The 17,302-nt window shown below is 33.6% G+C and carries 19 protein-coding genes and 1 pseudogene; 6 read left to right on the top strand and 14 right to left on the bottom strand.

The features are described from left to right. Nucleotides 1-19 precede the first annotated feature (19 nt). The gene (locus HMPREF0528_RS08160) at nucleotides 20-577 is read right to left on the bottom strand and encodes a guanylate kinase (RefSeq protein ID WP_034525400.1); all 558 of its coding nucleotides are present in this window, start codon (nucleotides 575-577) and stop codon (nucleotides 20-22) included. 90 nt (nucleotides 578-667) lie between these two features. Between HMPREF0528_RS08160 and HMPREF0528_RS08155 the strand changes: the two genes are divergently transcribed. Both HMPREF0528_RS08155 and HMPREF0528_RS08150 read left to right on the top strand, forming a co-directional pair. Next, the gene (locus tag HMPREF0528_RS08155) at nucleotides 668-961 is read left to right on the top strand and encodes a hypothetical protein (protein WP_004896564.1); all 294 of its coding nucleotides are present in this window, start codon (nucleotides 668-670) and stop codon (nucleotides 959-961) included. A 43-nt stretch (nucleotides 962-1,004) separates the two neighbouring features. Then, complete coding sequence (locus HMPREF0528_RS08150) at nucleotides 1,005-2,534, top strand: O-antigen ligase family protein (protein WP_004896563.1); 1,530 nt, start codon at nucleotides 1,005-1,007, stop codon at nucleotides 2,532-2,534. 69 nt (nucleotides 2,535-2,603) lie between these two features. On the opposite strand, the gene HMPREF0528_RS08145 is transcribed toward HMPREF0528_RS08150, so the two are convergent. Then, entirely contained in the window at nucleotides 2,604-3,230 is a 627-nt protein-coding gene (locus tag HMPREF0528_RS08145; RefSeq protein ID WP_004896562.1) for an LVIS_2131 family protein, read from the bottom strand. Between the two features lie 143 nt (nucleotides 3,231-3,373). On the opposite strand from HMPREF0528_RS08145, the pseudogene nrdI reads away from it, so the two are divergent. Then, nucleotides 3,374-3,833, top strand: a pseudogene (gene nrdI / locus HMPREF0528_RS08140) (class Ib ribonucleoside-diphosphate reductase assembly flavoprotein NrdI). After that, nucleotides 3,826-4,767, top strand: a complete 942-nt coding sequence (locus HMPREF0528_RS08135; protein ID WP_004896559.1) for a ribonucleotide-diphosphate reductase subunit beta — start codon at nucleotides 3,826-3,828, stop codon at nucleotides 4,765-4,767. Before nrdI ends, HMPREF0528_RS08135 begins: the two are co-directional and overlap by 8 nt. Nucleotides 4,768-4,791: 24 nt before the next feature. Here HMPREF0528_RS08135 and HMPREF0528_RS08130 read toward each other — a convergent pair whose 3' ends face one another. The 7 genes from HMPREF0528_RS08130 to HMPREF0528_RS08100 all read right to left on the bottom strand — a co-directional run bounded on the left by HMPREF0528_RS08130 (nucleotide 4,792) and on the right by HMPREF0528_RS08100 (nucleotide 9,372). Then, nucleotides 4,792-5,277, bottom strand: a complete 486-nt coding sequence (locus tag HMPREF0528_RS08130; RefSeq protein ID WP_004896558.1) for a hypothetical protein — start codon at nucleotides 5,275-5,277, stop codon at nucleotides 4,792-4,794. 85 nt (nucleotides 5,278-5,362) lie between these two features. Continuing rightward, the gene (locus HMPREF0528_RS08125) at nucleotides 5,363-5,704 is read right to left on the bottom strand and encodes a type II toxin-antitoxin system PemK/MazF family toxin (protein WP_004896557.1); all 342 of its coding nucleotides are present in this window, start codon (nucleotides 5,702-5,704) and stop codon (nucleotides 5,363-5,365) included. Beyond that, nucleotides 5,691-5,942, bottom strand: coding sequence for a type II toxin-antitoxin system PemI/MazE family antitoxin (mazE, locus tag HMPREF0528_RS08120; RefSeq protein WP_004896556.1), 252 nt, complete (start codon nucleotides 5,940-5,942; stop codon nucleotides 5,691-5,693). Before mazE ends, HMPREF0528_RS08125 begins: the two co-directional genes overlap by 14 nt. Before the next feature lie 230 nt (nucleotides 5,943-6,172). Beyond that, nucleotides 6,173-6,643 (bottom strand): threonine/serine exporter family protein, encoded by a 471-nt coding sequence (locus HMPREF0528_RS08115; protein WP_004896555.1) that lies wholly within the window; start codon nucleotides 6,641-6,643, stop codon nucleotides 6,173-6,175. Further along, entirely contained in the window at nucleotides 6,643-7,425 is a 783-nt protein-coding gene (locus HMPREF0528_RS08110; RefSeq protein WP_004896554.1) for a threonine/serine exporter family protein, read from the bottom strand. Before HMPREF0528_RS08110 ends, HMPREF0528_RS08115 begins: the two co-directional genes overlap by 1 nt. A 16-nt stretch (nucleotides 7,426-7,441) precedes the next feature. Further along, the gene (locus HMPREF0528_RS08105) at nucleotides 7,442-8,989 is read right to left on the bottom strand and encodes an ABC-F family ATP-binding cassette domain-containing protein (protein ID WP_004896553.1); all 1,548 of its coding nucleotides are present in this window, start codon (nucleotides 8,987-8,989) and stop codon (nucleotides 7,442-7,444) included. Then, entirely contained in the window at nucleotides 8,989-9,372 is a 384-nt protein-coding gene (locus HMPREF0528_RS08100; RefSeq protein WP_004896552.1) for a hypothetical protein, read from the bottom strand. Before HMPREF0528_RS08100 ends, HMPREF0528_RS08105 begins: the two co-directional genes overlap by 1 nt. Nucleotides 9,373-9,596: 224 nt before the next feature. On the opposite strand from HMPREF0528_RS08100, the gene HMPREF0528_RS08095 reads away from it, so the two are divergent. Further along, nucleotides 9,597-9,869, top strand: coding sequence for a hypothetical protein (locus HMPREF0528_RS08095; RefSeq protein WP_004896551.1), 273 nt, complete (start codon nucleotides 9,597-9,599; stop codon nucleotides 9,867-9,869). Between the two features lie 105 nt (nucleotides 9,870-9,974). Here HMPREF0528_RS08095 and HMPREF0528_RS08090 read toward each other — a convergent pair whose 3' ends face one another. Then, a complete protein-coding gene (locus HMPREF0528_RS08090; RefSeq protein ID WP_004896550.1) occupies nucleotides 9,975-11,099 on the bottom strand; it encodes an LCP family glycopolymer transferase in 1,125 nt (374 codons plus the stop codon). A gap of 163 nt (nucleotides 11,100-11,262) precedes the next feature. Between HMPREF0528_RS08090 and pepF the strand changes: the two genes are divergently transcribed. Beyond that, complete coding sequence (gene pepF, locus HMPREF0528_RS08085; protein ID WP_004896549.1) at nucleotides 11,263-13,071, top strand: oligoendopeptidase F; 1,809 nt, start codon at nucleotides 11,263-11,265, stop codon at nucleotides 13,069-13,071. Between the two features lie 68 nt (nucleotides 13,072-13,139). On the opposite strand, the gene HMPREF0528_RS08080 is transcribed toward pepF, so the two are convergent. The 4 genes from HMPREF0528_RS08080 to HMPREF0528_RS08065 all read right to left on the bottom strand — a co-directional run bounded on the left by HMPREF0528_RS08080 (nucleotide 13,140) and on the right by HMPREF0528_RS08065 (nucleotide 17,156). Continuing rightward, nucleotides 13,140-14,651: an L-lactate permease gene (locus HMPREF0528_RS08080; RefSeq protein WP_034525399.1), complete on the bottom strand. Its 1,512-nt coding sequence runs from the start codon at nucleotides 14,649-14,651 to the stop codon at nucleotides 13,140-13,142. Nucleotides 14,652-14,772: 121 nt separating this feature from the next. Beyond that, the gene (locus HMPREF0528_RS08075) at nucleotides 14,773-15,564 is read right to left on the bottom strand and encodes a metal ABC transporter permease (RefSeq protein WP_004896547.1); all 792 of its coding nucleotides are present in this window, start codon (nucleotides 15,562-15,564) and stop codon (nucleotides 14,773-14,775) included. Continuing rightward, a complete protein-coding gene (locus tag HMPREF0528_RS08070) occupies nucleotides 15,564-16,223 on the bottom strand; it encodes a metal ABC transporter ATP-binding protein (protein ID WP_004896546.1) in 660 nt (219 codons plus the stop codon). The genes HMPREF0528_RS08075 and HMPREF0528_RS08070 overlap by 1 nt, the downstream gene beginning before the upstream one ends. A gap of 33 nt (nucleotides 16,224-16,256) precedes the next feature. Beyond that, a complete protein-coding gene (locus tag HMPREF0528_RS08065; RefSeq protein WP_004896545.1) occupies nucleotides 16,257-17,156 on the bottom strand; it encodes a metal ABC transporter solute-binding protein, Zn/Mn family in 900 nt (299 codons plus the stop codon). Between the last annotated feature and the right edge of the window lie 146 nt (nucleotides 17,157-17,302).

Below are 17,302 nucleotides of genomic sequence, written 5' to 3'. Positions count from 1 at the left end.
CCTTTTTCATATTCAAAATCTATTTATTTTCCAGCTTTTTTACGATCTTATCTAGTTCTTTAGCTGTCTTTTCCCAGTTGTCATTATTTAATACATGTGCTTTTTTAGCAAGTTCATCTGACAAATGTAAATCACGCTTAAATTCAAAACTATTTAATCTCTTATCAATTTCACTAGCTTTATCTCCGCGTCCTAATAATCGCTTTTTTAGAACTGAAAAATCTGAAACAGTTAAATAAATAAAATATGCTTGCTTTCCTAATTTTTCTAAATAGGACTTAACTCCGTCAGTCTCAACAATTAAAGAAACCAAGTCATTCTTTGCCCAGGCTTTTTCTAAAGCTTCTTTACTGGATCCATATTGATATTCCCCATATTTTACATGTTCAAAAAAATGAAGTTTTTTAAAACTCTCATCAGTTTCAAAATAATATGACTTCCCCGGAATTTCTCCTTGTCTAATTGGCCTAGTAGTATGTGTTACTACACGCGGAATATTATATTTTTCCGTTAAGTATTTTGAGACTGTTGTCTTTCCTACTCCACTTGGTCCCGCAATTATGATAATTCTTTGCAAAATATTACTCTCCCGCTTGAAATCGACTATCATATATAATAGTATTTCACTATTGTAAAACATTTCTGTACAGAAAAGGGAGTTTTTTAAATGAAAAAAGCTGATGTAAAAATTGGTCAAATTTTAGCCGCTACTTCTGAGGAAGAACTTAAGCATCCTTTTCAAGGAAAAGTAGAAAAAATTTATGAAAATTCTGCTTTGCTAGCTATTACTTCATATGATCCAGAAGATGAATCTTCAGTTAATGAATTAAACAATAAAATGGTCATTAACTTCAAGAGCTTGAAGAAGGTAAAATCACCTGCACGTGGAAAGACTGCCGCAACAAATGATGTAAAGATTTCTAAAGTTGAACCTGATAAAAAGGATAAAGAATCAAAATAAAGCCTAAATAATTTTTTGTTTTATTAAAGGAACCTAAAATCATATGAAAAAACGGCTTCAAACATTCTTATTTTGGTTTATTTTAATTCAGCCATTTTTAGATATTTATTGGTTATCTAGACCACCACTTCTAAAATTTTCAATACCTACTATTTTGAGAGTTTTAGGAGTTTTTATTGCTATTATTTTATTCTTTAGTATCAAAAATAATTGGCAAAGATTCAGAAAACAATGGTGGATTATAGCTTATATTGGCGTTTTAATCTTATACTCAATCTTTCATCTAATTTCGGTAAGAAATTTTACTGGTGTGGATGCAACAGGCTTCCATTATTCACCAAAAGTTGAAATTTTTTATCTAGTGAGAGCTTGTCTACCACTGATTGTTATTTATATTACTTCATATAGCGACTTTAAGGCTAAATACTTTTTCCGGGTAATTCAAGGTATTTCAGGCATATATTCATTAACAATTGTTATCTCGAATCTATTTCTTTTCTCATTAACTTCATACCATACTACTGAAGCTAAAAGAATTAGTGCTAATATTTTTTCTTGGTTTACTCAAACAGATTATCCTTTTAATGCCTTAGCTTCTAAAGGAATTTTCTTTCAAGCTAATACTTTATCGGCTATTTTGTTCATGATCATGCCTATTATGCTCTATATTCTTTATAAAGAATTTAATATTTTGAATATAGTTTTAGTTAGTGCTCAAGCATTAGCAATGTTAATGCTTGGAACAAAAGTTGGAAATTTCGGACTGATTATTAGCTTAGTGGTATTTTTATTAGTTTACTTAATCCACAGCTTAATTTTGAAGAATACTAAATTTTCAGCCAAATTCTTAATTACATTAATTTGTATACTAACTGCCTCGGCTGCTATTTTCCCTTATAGTCCAACTCTCAGACGATCTTCACTTGAAAGTGGTGTAGCTCAAAAGAGAAGTCATCTTGGTGACAAGAAGAAGCTTGACCAAGAACTTATTGCTGGACTGAAAAGATATAAGGGAAAAAAACAAGAAGAATATCTAAAAGAATTTATCAAAAAAAATTACTGGGTCTATTCTTTAAAACATGATCTAGTATTGGAGCATTACACTTATCAAAATGATCCATACTACTGGCTTGAAGTGATGAAAAGACCAGCAAATGAACGCCTAAATTATCGACATCTAGAAAAAGATATCTTAAGCCGCGTCATGAAAACTGATAAAAACAAATCAAATAAATTGTTTGGTATTTCTTTTAGCCGTGAAAATAATATTGCCCCACTAGAGCGAGACTTTTTAGCACAATGTTATTCAATGGGAATATTAGGAGTCATCCTCTTAGACGTTATTTACTTATTTGTTCTAGGCTATAGCATCTTTTATTGGCTGTTCAATAAAAAAGTAAGATCCTTTTTAAACTCTTCGCTATTACTATCAGGAGGATTTATCTTGTTTGCTGCTTTTTATGCAGGTAATGTACTTGAATACTTATCAGCAACTTTAGTAATGGCATTTATCTTAGGATTTTTATTGCAAAATATTCGCTATAGTCGTTATTCAGAAATATCTTCCAAATAACTAAACAAAAGACCTTATTTCGAATTGTATTCATCGAAATAAGGTCTTTTTATTGCTAAATTATCTTTATTATTTTAATTCTCTTACAAAAGTACGGTCAGGTACTCTAATTAAATAATACCTAGCTGCTGTCTTACCAGCATGCATTCTTAAGCCATTCTGCCAGTTTTTCTTATACGTAGCTGTATAAGTTGCTACATATGCATTTTGGTAGCGTGCATCTGCTTGAACTAATTGCTTAGATGAATAAGGAATAACTCCCGCTTGAACAGACATTGGATTTTTTCCGTCAGAAATTGTAGCATAATTACTCGTAACAGTTACTCTGTTTCCGTTACTATAAAAAGTATATGTCTGAATTGGAGTTTTTTTATTGTCAGATTTAGCGGTGACATAGTATGAGCGTTTATTGCCCGCTGTTAAAATTAATGGTTGATATTCAATTTTACTAGATAAAACCTGTTTATTTTCTAAATCAGGATTGTAAAATAAAGTAATGCTAAACATATAGATCGCACCGCATAAAAAAACTAAAACTTCTAAAATATCTAACAAGGTAGTTTTCCATTCAAAGCGTTTGCGATCTTTAACAATCATTATTAAGTGACGTTTTCGAATATTTTGTACAATAAAAATTAAATATAAAACCAGAATTAACCAGGCCAAAATACCTAAAATATTCCATCCAAGTGTCATAAGGGACCCTCCATTTTCTTTAAGTTAAGTATACGGTACTTAGTAGCGTTTTTAAAACTTTTTTTTGATTTGACTTTAACTTTAAAAATCGCGACAATTGAATATGTAGAAGATAGTTTTGGTATATAACGATAGGCAAAACTATGGTAAAAATAGCTTTTTATACAATTACAGGACAAACGCAACAATTCATAGATAAAACGGGGCTTGATGCACATCGAATTGAGGATGCTAATCCTCAATATCAAATGAATGATAAATACATTTTGATTTTACCTTCATATCAAGACTTTATGATGGATTCCGTTGTTGATTTTTTAACATATAAAGATAATAAAAAAATCTTTTAGGATTAATTGGATGTGGTAATCATAACTTTAACGATCTTTTTGGTCAAACAGCAAAAAGATCTCGGTTACATTACATGTTCTTATTCTTTACTTACTAGAACTTAGTGGTAATTCGACTGACGTCAAAAATGTTCGTCAAATTGTTATGGAAGCTCGAAAAAAAGAAAAACGTGCACAAAAAGATTTATCAATTCAAAATCCAGCTCTTAGCAATATTAGCTTCTTAAGTGACTTCAGGCAGAAAAATGAATAAAAAACCTTATTATAAAGCAAACAACTGGAACACTGTAGAAGAGCAAGTAGATCGTTCTGCTTGGGCAAGATTAAATGATATTGTTTACGAACCTTGTCGTGTTCCAATTTATAAAGATCAGAAAGAGTTTCTTCATCTCCCTAGAAATGAACAAACTGTGATTTTGCACAGTTTTGGCTCTTTAACGCTCTCTTCTACCCTCCAAATGAAAGTAGCTCTATCCGAAATAAAAAAAGATGCTGAAAATTCTGAAGAAGTTGCTGTATATAATGCACTTCAATATCTAGAATCCATTAATAATAAGGCCTATAGCTATGTATTAGCTGAATTTTCTGATTCTAAAAAACAAGAAGATGCCTATGAATGGGCAAACCAAAATCCTTATCTACAAAAAAAGATGAAACTTCTAAATACAGTATATCAATCAGGAAATGCTATTCAGAAAAAAGCTGCTCACGTTTTTCTATCAACTGGCCTTTATCATTCATCATTTTTTGGCCCGTTATATTTATTCGGACAACATAAATTACCAAGAACGGCAGAATTGATTAAATATGCCCTTAGAATTACAACTTTAAATGGCATTTATACCGGAATTAAGTTTCGGCGAGATTTTTTCAAACTTTCTAAGAAAGAACAGAACAAAGTGCATGATTGGGTATATGATCTATGTGATAATTTATATGACAATGAGCTTAGCCATATTAAACTCTTGTATCAGAATACTGATCTTGAAAATAAGGTAGAGCATTATATTCATTACACATTAAATAAAGCTCTTATGAATTTAGGACAAGAACCAAAATATCCAGAAAATGTTGAGACTTTAGATCCAATTTTGACCACTGGTCTGATGGAAAGTGCAATGATTGAGGATTTTTTCTTTTACACTAATGCCCATCCCATCCTAAAAATGCGTGAAATAACAAAATAAGGAGTTAGCATAAAGGCTAGCTCCTTATTTTGTTTTCTTAGTTTTTGTTTCGGGTTTTTGATAGTTGCGAATTACTTCAATTTTTTCTTCAATTGCTTTTACTAGTAATGCACTATACTTTTCTGGATCAGCTACAATTTCATCACTTGACCCCAGAATATCGATTCGGAAGTGAGAAACATTTACATACTCTGAAATAGTTTCAAAATAGATATTTACTTCATATTCATCTTCATTATTACAAAAATTACTAATTTTTTTGTAGTTAGCAAATGGAAGATTAATGATATTACTTTCAAGGGCAAAAGTCATTGGTCTTCTTCCACTAATGGCCAGCTGCGTTTGAATGAGGGAGTCATGTTTAAAAGCCTGCACAGCTTCATTAATCATTTTAGTTGCAATATTTTTTAATTTTGTCTTGGTTATTTCGCTATATTTAATTGTCTCAAGATCTTGAAGATAATCTTGTTCTTCAATTTTTTTAGTTATTTCTTCTTGTTTAATTTTCACGATAAAAATTCCTTTGTGTATCCTTTTTCATTACTAAGATACTCAATAAATCTTTTTCATGCAACTACAAAAATTAACTACTCGTCTAATCAAGTTGCAGAGCAAAAATAAGTAATTCCATTACTTTAAGCATATCTTCTGGCCTAAGATGATCTGCTGGCTTTTCATCTAGCAATCTCATTCTAGAAAAAGTTTGAATTTGAGCTGCATTTACACGACCATGAATATGATATCCGAATAAGTCCAAGTAGGTAGGGAAATGGTTGCCGTGGGATGTAATTGGACAAACCATTAGGTAATTAGTCTTTTCATTATATGAATTAGACGATACTACTACCGCAGGATGTTTTCCCTTCATTTCTTGTCCAACTGACGGTGAAAAATCCGCCCACACAATATCTCCCTGTTTAAATTTATTCTTCGGCATGACGTAATTCCTCCATAGCCATATTTTCCCAAGCTTCCCTTTCTGGTCCTGGTACATCTTCAAATTTAGCATCGGAGGTATAAGGATTAGAAATTTTCGGTATTAAGATCAAACTTCCATCAGCTTTCTGATGAATTGCATACTCAGTTCCTACCTCTACTTTAAAAGAAGCAGGTAGTGAAAAGCCAGCTGAATTACCGACCTTTTGAGTTACAATATGATGAATAGATATTTTCATAAGTTTTTACCTCATTAAGTTACTTTCAAGGATATTGTAGTACTAAAAAAGACTAACTTTCAAAAGAAAGCTAGTCTTTTTTGCGAGAAACATACAAAAGTATGTCAGGGTCTTTGTTTCACAGCCAAAGTAGCCCATCATCAGCACTTCCCGTGCTTTGACTTCGCAAGTCTAGATGATCTCTGTCAAAGAACGCATCTCGCGTTTTCCTCGACTCGTCGCATTTAATATTATACCAAATTCTTCTTATTTTTTCTATTTTGGCGCTTCTTGAAAAAGATTTCTCCAATTAACTGTGCAAGCATAAAGCCCATCGCTATTGCTATCGTGACAATTGCTACCCGTAGGATCAGATTTTCTGCATCAGATAATTGACCTTCTACCATAGCACGCACTGCCTGATAAGCGGGCACACCAGGAACTAGGGGAACTACACCTGGAATATTAAAAACGGTTACCGGACACTTTTTAATACGAGCAAATACCAGACCTAGAATTCCAACACAGAGTGCCCCTAAAAGATTAGCCCCCAATCGACCAACACCAATTCGATTTGCCAACCAGTATAGAATCCAACCTGCACTTCCGCTAATGCCGCATAAAACTAAAGCGCGGTGCGGGACGTTAATAATTAACCCAAATCCAACAGCTGCAAGCCACGCAAATACTATATTAATAACTATTTCTAACCAAAAAGGCATTACATCACACCCCACAGTAACTTAATTGCAACACCAATTCCGCCACCTAAAGCAATTGCTGTTAGAACTGCCTCAGTGGTTCGAGCCATTCCGGACAATAAATCGCCACCAAATAAATCACGCAATGCGTTAGTTATTGCAACTCCCGGTACTAAGGTCATCAAGGAACCAATCAAAATATTATCAACTACAAGCTTAGGGAAGATTTTACACGTCAAAATAGTAATAACTCCCATAAATATTGCAGTTACCATCTCAGCTAAGAAGCGAATACTAGTATAGCGCTTAATAGCTAAATAAAGAGCATAAGATACTCCGCCGATTACAGCAGCTGCCGGAAAATCAATCCAGTCATAATCATCCATAAACAAGACCATTAAAGTAGGGCTTAAAATAGCCGCTCCAATAATTTGAAGCCATATAGGAAAATCTGGAATCGAAATGGAAACTTGCTGTAAACGCTCTTGTAATTCTTTTAATGTTATTTCTTTAGCCGCAAATTCGCGTGATAATTCATTAACTCGATCTACTAATTCTAAGTTAATATTTCTTTTTTTAACTTGTGTAACCTGAGTATAAGAGTGTTCACCCAAACTCATAAAAATTCCAGTTGGAGTCGTAAAACATCTTGCACCAGTAATTCCGGCATTACGCGCTATTCTCATCATCGTATCTTCAACTCGATAAGTTTCACTGCCGCCTTCAATCATTAGTCTCCCCGCTTTTAAGCAGGTATCTAAAACCTCAGCAGCATAATCTTGGCTTACACGCTCTTTATCCATTTCAGTCCTCTAAATGTTATTCATTATTCATTTTTTCAATATCAATCGTCTTATCCACCCAATTTCCTCTAAAGAAATCTCTTTCGTGGCTAACAATAATTACTCCACCATTAAATTCAACAATTGCCTTTCTTAAAGAATCTTTTGTAGCAATATCTAAGTGATTTGTTGGCTCATCTAGGAATAGTAAATTAGATGGTTCAAACTGCATCTTAGCTAGTTTAACCTTCTCTTGTTCTCCACCAGAAAGTTCTTTTAAAGGGCTCATGGCCTGCTGCGCAGTTAATCCCATTCTCGCTAAGGCTTGCCGTAATTCTCTAGGACGCAAACGTGGAAATTCTTCCTGCAAATATTGCAAAGGCGTCATATTTTTATTAGGCCAAGCTAAATCTTGTTGAAAATAAGCAAGCTTAGCTGTTGAAGATAATTCAAAACTACCATAAATTGGTTTTAATTTTCCTAGTAAGGTCTTTAGCAGGGTTGTTTTTCCGATTCCATTAAAACCTGTTACAGCTACCTTTTCTCCATTTCCAACAGAAAAGTTAAATGCTGATTTTACTAAGGCCTGATCATATCCAATTACTAAATCTTGAGTTTGCAAGAGTAAGTTTGATGCGGTATCAACATAAGGAAAAAGGACATGGGCCTTTTTATTATTTTGCGGTGGCGTTAAAATTTCCATCTTCGCTAGCTGTTTTTCCCGCGATTTAGCACTTTTAGATCTAGAGCCAGCCTTATTTTTTCTAATATATGCTTCAGTCTTTTGAATTTTTCTCTGCTGGTTAGCATAGGCCTTTAAATAGCTTTCTCGGTCAGCTTCTTTTTGACGAAGCGCATGCTTTAAATCACCTGTATAGCGTGTAATAGTTCCAAAATCAATGTCAATAATACAATTAGTAATTCGACCTAAAAAGTCATAATCGTGCGAAACGACGATAAAAGCTCCCTCAAAATTATTCAAATAATCAGCAAGCCAGTCAATATGATTAACATCTAAGTAGTTTGTCGGCTCATCTAAAACCAGTACGTCTGGATTTTGTAAAAGCAGCTTAGCTAAGATCAATTTAGATCTTTGTCCACCAGAAAGTTTTGATACATCCCGGCTATAACCCAAATCCGCTAATCCTAACCCTGTAGCTACACGATCAATTTTGGTATCAATATCGTAAAATTCTTTTTCCTCAAGCAAAGTCTGAATCTTACCTGCCTTTTCTAAGAGAGCTTCATCCCCATTTTCACCATATTTCACATAGAGTTCATCTAATTCTTTTTCTTTTTCAAAAAGATCACTAAAGGCAGTCTGCAAAAATTGTTTTAGCTCTAAACCTTCTTCAAGTTTGGCATACTGATCTAAGTACCCAACATGAATTTTATTTTGCCACTTAACTTCCCCATCATCTTGCGTGATTTCACCGGTCAAAATTTTAATTAAAGTTGATTTACCAACTCCGTTTTGCCCGGTTACGCCCATATGGTCTTCTTTATTTAAAACAAAGTTTGCGTCTTCGTATAAAGTTTTATCAATAAATGTCTGACTTAAATTTTTAACTGTTAGTAAACTCATTATTTTCTCTCTTTTTCATTTGATAATTGACACTGCCGATCATACTCTTGAAGCGCATTTAAGACTTTTGGCCATTGTCTTTTAGGGATAATTAATTGAAGCTTATTGTGATAGATCGGAAAATCACTAGCCTTCATTCCGGTTATTTTTGCAAGTTCTTCATCTGTTAAATGATATTTAGCTACAATTGTCTTAATTTCATAAGAAGCATGTCCTCTAAAATATGATAGAACATAAAAGAAAGCCGCAAAAATTCCAGCACTTAAAATAGCCATCGATACAGAAATATGGAAGGTTCTCTGTGCAATAAAAAACACTGCAATAAATGCAATAAGGGCAGATATTACCCCATAAATAACTGGAAAATACTTAGTTTGCTTCATTTTTCATCATCCTTTTTATTACACTGATCTTTCAAATATTACATTAAATTTACGCAATTGAAGTTTTTGTAAAAAAATGTAAATTTCGCTTTATTTTACTGCAATAATCCTCTTCTATAATACAGTTTGTTAAGTAAATTAAAAACGACTTTTTAAATATCACTAGTGTAACATGATTACCATTTAATTATTACTAAATTTAAACTTAAAAGGAGTAAAATACTTTGACACACAAAAAAGGAATTTCAACAGCACTTATTGTATTATTAGGCTTTGGCTTTCTAACTAATTCAGTTACTACTTCTCAAGCAGCTGATCAAGATACCAATTTTAATGTGTCTAAAAGCTTAGTTGAAAATACCATTAAACCAACTCTCCTAAGTAAAAAGTTCAAAGAAGATCAAATAAAAGAAGAAAAGGAAAATAAGTTAGCCGATATCAAGTTTGAAGAAAAAAGAATTAATCAAGAAAACCCAAATTCTGAATTAGGTAACTAAAACTTTACAAACAACAGTTGCAGTTACGGGCTAAAATCACTAAGATAGAATCATCAACAGATATACTAAAAAAAGCAGTTAGCATTTTGCTAGCTGCTTTTTTTCTTAATTACCATCCCATGGAATAGTGTCAGAATCTTTATCATAAATTACATAATTTCTAAAGTCTTCTGGATCATTCCAATTTAAACCTTGCTGCAGACTATTTTGTCTTGTTTCTTGATTATGGAGTTTTTCTTGTTTTAATCCTAAACTAGAACGAACTAAATCTGATACACGTTGTAGTTCTTTTGTAGAGGCTACTTGCATTGCTGCCGCTCCAATCCAAACATTATGTCCTTGAATATAGCCACTCTTAATATTCTGAGTACATCCGCGGTAATTCATTGCAATTGAAAGCATATCATCAAAGGTCAGATTAGTTTTAACATACTTGGCAAAGACCTTAAGAATCTTACGATAGTTAGTGATTGAATTAACTGACATCCCTTTACGTACAGTGTCGTTAATCACTTGTCTTTGTCTCATTTGTCGACCATAGTCACCTTTTGGATCTTCTTTACGCATCCGCACATAGTCTAAGGCCTCTTTACCATTTAAGTGCTGCTTCCCCTTCTTAAAATGCGTATGATAAGTAAAAGTAAATGGCACATTAACATCTACTCCACCTAAAGCTTCTACCATACTTTCTAGAGCCTTCATATTAACTTCCATGTAGTAGTTAACTGGTGTATTTAAAAGTGCTTTTACTGTGCGAGTTGCTCCTTTACTGCCACCAACTTGATAAGCCGAATTGACCCGGAACATGTAGTACTTCCCTTCCCCACTTCCATCACCTTTGATATCGGCTAACAAGTCTCTGGGAATTGAGGTCATTGTTGCTTCTTTTTTCTCTGAATTCATAGTGGCTAAGATCATCGTATCGGAATTTCCCCGGTCATGCCTGCCTTCAATTCCTTGATCGACGCCAAGAATTAGAATTGAAATTGGCTTTTTCTGAGAAATCAATTGGGATGTTTTTCCTGTTCCTCGATAAGCTTGTTGAACTGAACTCATGGCTGAAAAATAGGCATGAGCAAAGTACGCTACGCTTCCACAAACAAGTAAAATTGATAAGAGACCTACCAAACGAGCAAAACTATTTCCATTTTTATAATCTTTTTTACTCGCCGCAAACACATTATTTCTTCTTAGTTTTTTGCTTGGTCTTTTGGGTTCCTCAGGTCTCATTAATTTTTAACTCCTCTGAAAATCAGCTTACCTTTTCATAATACAAAATTACTTAGTTAAGCGCATTAAATTCATTATTAAAAAATTTTTATTTTTTAGCAAGCGAAATAATGTTCTATAATGATGATTAATAAAAATTATCTGGCAGAAAGAAGGAAAAGATATGGCTCTTCCAAAAAGAAATGAAGTATCTGATGATCTCAAGTGGGATCTTAGTCGTGTTTTTAAAGACGATCACGAATGGGAACAAGAATATAATCAGCTCACAACAGAAATCAAAAATTTAGGTAGATTTAAGGGAAATCTTGCTAAATCTGCTAAAGATTTATATGAGGGGATTACAGAAATTTTATCTGTAAATCGTCGTTTAGAAAAAGTGTACGTTTATGCTACTATGTCAAGCGACGTTGATACTAGTAATACTCATTATCTAGGCCTTGTTGCTAAAGCTCAAAGCTTAGCTAACCAAATGAGTGCTGCTATCTCTTTTGTCGATCCTGAAATTTTATCTATCCCAGAAGAGACACTTGCTAAATTTATGCAAGATGAACCTCGTTTAAAAGAGTATCAACATCGACTTGAACAAATTACTAAGAAACGTCCTCATACTTTACCAGCAAGTGAAGAAAAAATTATTGCCGCTGCTGGAGATGCAATGGGAACTTCAGCTAATACTTTCAATGTTTTAACTAATTCTGATATGGAATATGGCTATGTTCAAGATGAAGACGGAGAGATGGTCCAATTATCTGATGGCTTATATTCACTTCTAATTCAGTCCCAAGATAGAAATGTTCGCAAAAATGCATTTGATGTTATGTATGCAAGCTATGGTCAGTTTGAAAATAGTCTCGCTTCAACTTTATCAGGTGAAGTAAAAGCCCACAATTTTAATGCTCAAGTACATAAATATAATTCAGCTCGAGAGGCTGCTTTAAGTGAAAACGGCGTACCAACAGCTGTTTACAATACATTGGTTAAAGAGGTAAATAGTCACCTCAACTTACTTCATCGCTACGTTAGTTTAAGAAAAAAGATTTTAGGTCTTTCTGATTTACAAATGTATGATATGTATGTTCCATTAACAGGTGAGCCCAGTCTTTCTTATAACTTTGAAGAAGCAAAAAATGAAGCTAGACGAGCCTTAGCGCCATTAGGAAAAGATTACCTCGAACATGTTGATTACATCTTTAATAATCGTGTAATTGATGTGGTTGAAAGCCAAAATAAGGTAACAGGCGCTTATTCTGGTGGTTCCTATGATACTGATCCATATGAATTATTAAATTGGGAGGATAATCTTGATTCTCTATATACTCTAGTTCATGAAACTGGACACTCAGTACATTCCTGGTATACAAGAAATACTCAACCATATGTATATGGAGACTACCCAATTTTTGTTGCTGAAATTGCATCAACAACTAATGAAAATATTTTAACTGAATACTTCTTAGATAAAATTACCGATCCTAAAACACGCGCATTTGTTTTGAATCACTATCTTGATTCATTTAAGGGTACACTTTTCCGTCAAACACAATTTGCAGAATTTGAGCAGTTTATTCATGAAGCCGACGCAAATGGTCAACCATTAACTGCCGATGTTCTTGATGAATTTTACGGCAATTTAAACCAAAAATATTACGGTGATAGTGTAGAACCGGGCGGAGAGATTGCTAAAGAATGGGCCCGTATTCCTCATTTCTATTACAACTTTTATGTTTACCAATATGCAACAGGCTTTGCTGCTGCTACAGCTCTCGCAAATAATGTTGTTCATGGTACTGACAAAGAACGTACCGCTTATATTAATTTCTTAAAGGCTGGCTCTTCAGATTATCCAACAGAGATAATGAAACATGCCGGTGTCGATATGACAAAGGCCGATTACTTAAAAGACGCATTTAATACTTTTGAAAAACGACTTAATGAGTTTGAAAAAATCGTTAATGAATTGAAAACAATTTAGTAAAAACACAAATATATTTGTAAACAAAAAGTTCTTGATCTAATTTCTAAGATCAAGAACTTTTTACTTTATACTAATTTAGTAATCAAACCAACTAAGTATAGAAATACACAGGTAATTAACAAGTAAATACTGCCCCACTTAGTCGTTTCTTTTAGAATTTTTCCTTCTAAACCTTCTTTATTAATTGCACCAGTAGCTACTGCAATATTCTGTGGTGATAACATCCCAGCAGTTGCACCAGTCATATTTGAAGCAACAATCCAATATTTGCTTACTCCTAATGATTGAGCAGCAGAATACTGTAAATTACCAAATAGAACGTTGGCTGACGTTGCAGAGCCTGTTAAGAATGTTCCTAGAGCCCCAATTAATGGTGCAAATAAAGGATAAGCTGGTCCAAGTAAGCTTACTAAGGCTACCGCTAATGCTTTAGTCATTCCTGCATATACCATAACTTTAGCTAAACCCACAATTGCACAAACTGTAATTGTTGTCATACCAATTGTTTTCAAAACATTGAGCAAGATTTTGAACATTTGGCTTAAGCTTAAGCCTTGAATCTTTCCTCCAATTATTCCCGCTAATAAGATTAATGTTCCTGGAGAGGAAAGCCAATTAATTGGTAAATCATTAGGATTTTTTCCTAAGTAAACATGTAAATGGGTAGTTACACTAGTTAAAAAGTTATTCACAGGTGGACAAAGAGAGGAAGCCAGTAGAACGAAAATAAAAACCAAAATAAATGGTGAACAAGCCTTGATAATTTCGCTGACACTTTCATTTTCTACTTCCTCTACTGAACCAGTTTTTCTTTTAGTCAGCCAGACAGTAACTAAAATTGAAAACAATGATCCGACTAAGGCTGGAAGCTCAGCCCCAGTAAACTTAGCAATAATAACTTGCGGAATTGCCATTCCAACCCCTGACATTAAAGTAATAAAAACAATACCTTTCAGGGCCTTAATACTTTTGCCAGTAAGAATAACTAAAATAAAAGGTACTAAAATAACTAAAATGACCAATTGCAAGGTTACAATAAATCCTAATTGCACATCATTAAGATTAGTTACTTCAGCTAATGTCAAAACTGGCAAGCCAATTGCACCAAATGCAGTTGCCGTACTATTGGCAACCAAACAAATTACTGAAGCTTGGATCGGTTCTAAACCTAAAGAAATTAAGATTCCTGCACAGATTGCTACAGCAGTTCCAAAACCAGCGATAGATTCTAGAAAGCCACCAAAGCCCCAAGCAATTATTAATACTAAAATTCTTTTATCGGTTGTGATTGATGATAATAATTTTTCAATCGTCCCCATACTACCTGAATCAGTTGTAATCTGATATACAAAAAGCGCAGCCAGAATTACATACATGATCGGCCAAATTCCCATTATAATACCTTCTAGGGCTCCAGAAAGAGTATTAATTATGGGTTGTTTAAACATTAAAACAGCATCAGCAATTGTAATAATTAAACCAATCGTACATGCCCTTGAAGCCGGCATTCCAATAATTCCAAGAGAAATTATCAACCAGATGATTGGCACTAATGCCCATAAAAAATTTATCCACATAGTTTTCCTCATCTAAAAAAGTAATACTATTTAATTTTATCCTTTTTCCACATATTAATGAAATTTAAAAACAAAAAACCTGCAAGAGCAAGAGGGCCCTTGTAGGTTCTAAATAACAGTTTTATTTCTTAAAAGCATGAGCGCCATAAACAAATAAATAAATTCCAACTTCAATAATCGAAATAAAGAAAGTGACTGGTAAATTAGTTACGTATCCTAAAACTAAACCTGCCCAAACTCCAAACAAGGCGATCCCGACTGACCAACATAACATAGCGGGAATTGTCTTACCTAAGTAGCGAGCACTTGAAGATGGCAAAGTTAATAAAATAAAGACTAGTAATGATCCGACAACTTGTGCACCAATTGAAACAGCTAAAGCCAAAGCAATTAAAAATACTACTGAAACTAAACCTGTATTAATGTGATGGCTAACTGCCCCTACATGGTCAAATGAATCATAGTTTAATTGTCTTAAAACTAAGAAAATTATTGCTAAAACAAAGAGAGAAAGAATAACTAGTTGAATAACGCCCTCTTTATCAACTCCAATAATTGAACCAAATAAGATATTAGTAGCGTACCGACTATTACCGCCAGCAATAGCTAAAAATAGCACACCCAAACCAATAAACAAGGCTGAAATCGCACTAATTGCGGATTCTTTCTGATCACTTCTCATGGATAATTCACCAACACTGATTGATCCGAGCAAAGTAAAAAGAACCATGCCCCATAGTGGAACCCAACCAATCCAAACCGCAAAAGCGGCTCCAGCAAAACCAATTTCCGATAGAGTGTGAGCTAAGAATGAAAAACTTCTAGCTACAACATATACACCCACTATTCCACAGGTAATCGCAATAAAAGTACTGGCTAGAAATGCATAGCGCATAAAATCATATGCAAACATTATTCTTCACCCACCTCCTCAGTTAAGTCCTTAATTTTACCAGCAACTAGGCCTTTATCTTTAAATAAAAGATAATCTTTCATGTATTTCTTAGCTAGAGGAATGTCATGAGTTGTAAACAACACAGTCATTGCATGTTTTTCATTTAAGTGCTTAATTAATGACATTAACTCTTCTTTAGCAACTGGATCTAAACTAGCTGTTGCCTCATCTAAAATAATGAAGTCTGGTTTATCTAACAAAGCTTGAGCTAGGTATGCACGCTGCTTTTGTCCTCCGGAAGCTTCGCCCATCCTAGTATTTTGAATATCTAGTAAATGGGTCTCTTTTAAAATTTGATTTACCCTCGCCTTTACCCGAGCATTCTTAAATAAAGGAGTATTAAGTTCTACAAAAGCCCGAATTGAGAGGGGATAATCAGCATCTAGATTTCTAAACTGCGGTACATAGCCAACCTTTGTATCTGGCGCAAATTTAAATGATCCTGTAGTCGGTTGCAGCATTCCCATCAAAATTCTAATCAAGGTTGTTTTCCCTGTACCATTTGCACCAAGTAGAGCTGTCATTGACCCTTTAGATAAAGTAAAATTTAAGTCTTTAAAAATTACCTTATCCTCAAATTTCATCCCCAGGTCTTTAACTGTCAATATATCAGTCATCTCACTCCTCCTCTTCTAATAAACCAATCCTATTTAATTGTTTTGAATATCAGCTAATTTTTGATAATTTTCTTTCATCCAAGCTAAGTAAGTAGTGTTATTAGGAATAGTTTCCCGAACATTTAAAACCGGAACATTGTTCTTTTTTGCAAGTTTAACAAAAGACTTAACTGTTGAGCTACTTGCCTGAGTATTATTAACAAAAAAGGCAATCTTCTTTTGTTTAATAGCATTATTCATTTCGTTAATTGTCTTAGGACTAGGATCTGTACCATTTTCAATGGCTTCTTCAAATTTCTTGTCGCCTATTTTATAACCAGCTTCTTGTAAAGCGTAGTCAAAGACTGGTTCACTAACAAAAACTGTTTTTTGATCACCCTTATTAGCCTTAGCTAGATGTTTGATTTCGTCGATCTTAGCTAAGTATTTTTCGCCATTTTCCTTAAAATAAGCGGCATGCTTCTTATCCAACTTAGATAAGCGCTTAACCAAATAATCAACATACTTAGTTGGCATATCTAAATTGTACCAAATATGTGGATTATCTCCGCTCTTTAATCCCATCAAGTCTTCACCGACTAAGACAGGCTTTTTATCAACAGATTTCGCTAACTTATTCATCCATGAATCGTAGCCTAGGCCATTTGAAACAATAATATTTGCCTGAGCTACCTTTTTAGCATCGGCTGTTGTTGGATCAAAATCGTGTGGATCAACGCTACTTTTATCAATGATTGCCGTTGCTGTTCCATATTTTCCAACAATATTTTTAGCAATATCTGAATAGACATTAGTTGTAGTAACTATAGAAATTTTATCTGATTGTTTGGCAGAATTTTGCTTATTCGAACATCCTACCGTTATCAATAATACAAGTGTCACTAAGCCCATAATAGAAATAAATTTTGTAATTTTAGATTTAAAATTTTGCATATATATCCTCCTGTGCAAAACAAAAAAGCATTAAGTTAGAAAATTCAGCATAAGTTCTAACTTAAAGTTAGACTAAGCTAAATTTTTTATTATGTCAACATTTTTCTAGATAGACAAATAGCACCAAGACGTCTCAGACTTGATGC

This window comes from Lactobacillus johnsonii ATCC 33200 (assembly GCF_000159355.1).
In the GTDB taxonomy this organism is placed as follows: domain Bacteria; phylum Bacillota; class Bacilli; order Lactobacillales; family Lactobacillaceae; genus Lactobacillus; species Lactobacillus johnsonii.
Note: the sequence above shows the minus strand (reverse complement) of the source record. Positions and strands in the feature narration are given on the sequence as shown.

What these genes read in the sequence shown, in the direction of transcription:
- HMPREF0528_RS08125 (WP_004896557.1), bottom strand. Translation starts at nt 5,704, where the DNA reads ATGCCGAAGAATAAATTTAAACAGGGAGATATTGTGTGGGCGGATTTT.
- HMPREF0528_RS08090 (WP_004896550.1), bottom strand. Translation starts at nt 11,099, where the DNA reads ATGAGACCTGAGGAACCCAAAAGACCAAGCAAAAAACTAAGAAGAAAT.
- pepF (WP_004896549.1), top strand. Translation starts at nt 11,263, where the DNA reads ATGGCTCTTCCAAAAAGAAATGAAGTATCTGATGATCTCAAGTGGGAT.
- HMPREF0528_RS08065 (WP_004896545.1), bottom strand. Translation starts at nt 17,156, where the DNA reads ATGCAAAATTTTAAATCTAAAATTACAAAATTTATTTCTATTATGGGC.
- HMPREF0528_RS08145 (WP_004896562.1), bottom strand. Translation starts at nt 3,230, where the DNA reads ATGACACTTGGATGGAATATTTTAGGTATTTTGGCCTGGTTAATTCTG.
- HMPREF0528_RS08110 (WP_004896554.1), bottom strand. Translation starts at nt 7,425, where the DNA reads ATGGATAAAGAGCGTGTAAGCCAAGATTATGCTGCTGAGGTTTTAGAT.
- HMPREF0528_RS08135 (WP_004896559.1), top strand. Translation starts at nt 3,826, where the DNA reads ATGAATAAAAAACCTTATTATAAAGCAAACAACTGGAACACTGTAGAA.
- HMPREF0528_RS08105 (WP_004896553.1), bottom strand. Translation starts at nt 8,989, where the DNA reads ATGAGTTTACTAACAGTTAAAAATTTAAGTCAGACATTTATTGATAAA.
- HMPREF0528_RS08100 (WP_004896552.1), bottom strand. Translation starts at nt 9,372, where the DNA reads ATGAAGCAAACTAAGTATTTTCCAGTTATTTATGGGGTAATATCTGCC.
- HMPREF0528_RS08155 (WP_004896564.1), top strand. Translation starts at nt 668, where the DNA reads ATGAAAAAAGCTGATGTAAAAATTGGTCAAATTTTAGCCGCTACTTCT.
- HMPREF0528_RS08115 (WP_004896555.1), bottom strand. Translation starts at nt 6,643, where the DNA reads ATGCCTTTTTGGTTAGAAATAGTTATTAATATAGTATTTGCGTGGCTT.
- HMPREF0528_RS08075 (WP_004896547.1), bottom strand. Translation starts at nt 15,564, where the DNA reads ATGTTTGCATATGATTTTATGCGCTATGCATTTCTAGCCAGTACTTTT.
- HMPREF0528_RS08070 (WP_004896546.1), bottom strand. Translation starts at nt 16,223, where the DNA reads ATGACTGATATATTGACAGTTAAAGACCTGGGGATGAAATTTGAGGAT.
- HMPREF0528_RS08150 (WP_004896563.1), top strand. Translation starts at nt 1,005, where the DNA reads ATGAAAAAACGGCTTCAAACATTCTTATTTTGGTTTATTTTAATTCAG.
- HMPREF0528_RS08080 (WP_034525399.1), bottom strand. Translation starts at nt 14,651, where the DNA reads ATGTGGATAAATTTTTTATGGGCATTAGTGCCAATCATCTGGTTGATA.
- mazE (WP_004896556.1), bottom strand. Translation starts at nt 5,942, where the DNA reads ATGAAAATATCTATTCATCATATTGTAACTCAAAAGGTCGGTAATTCA.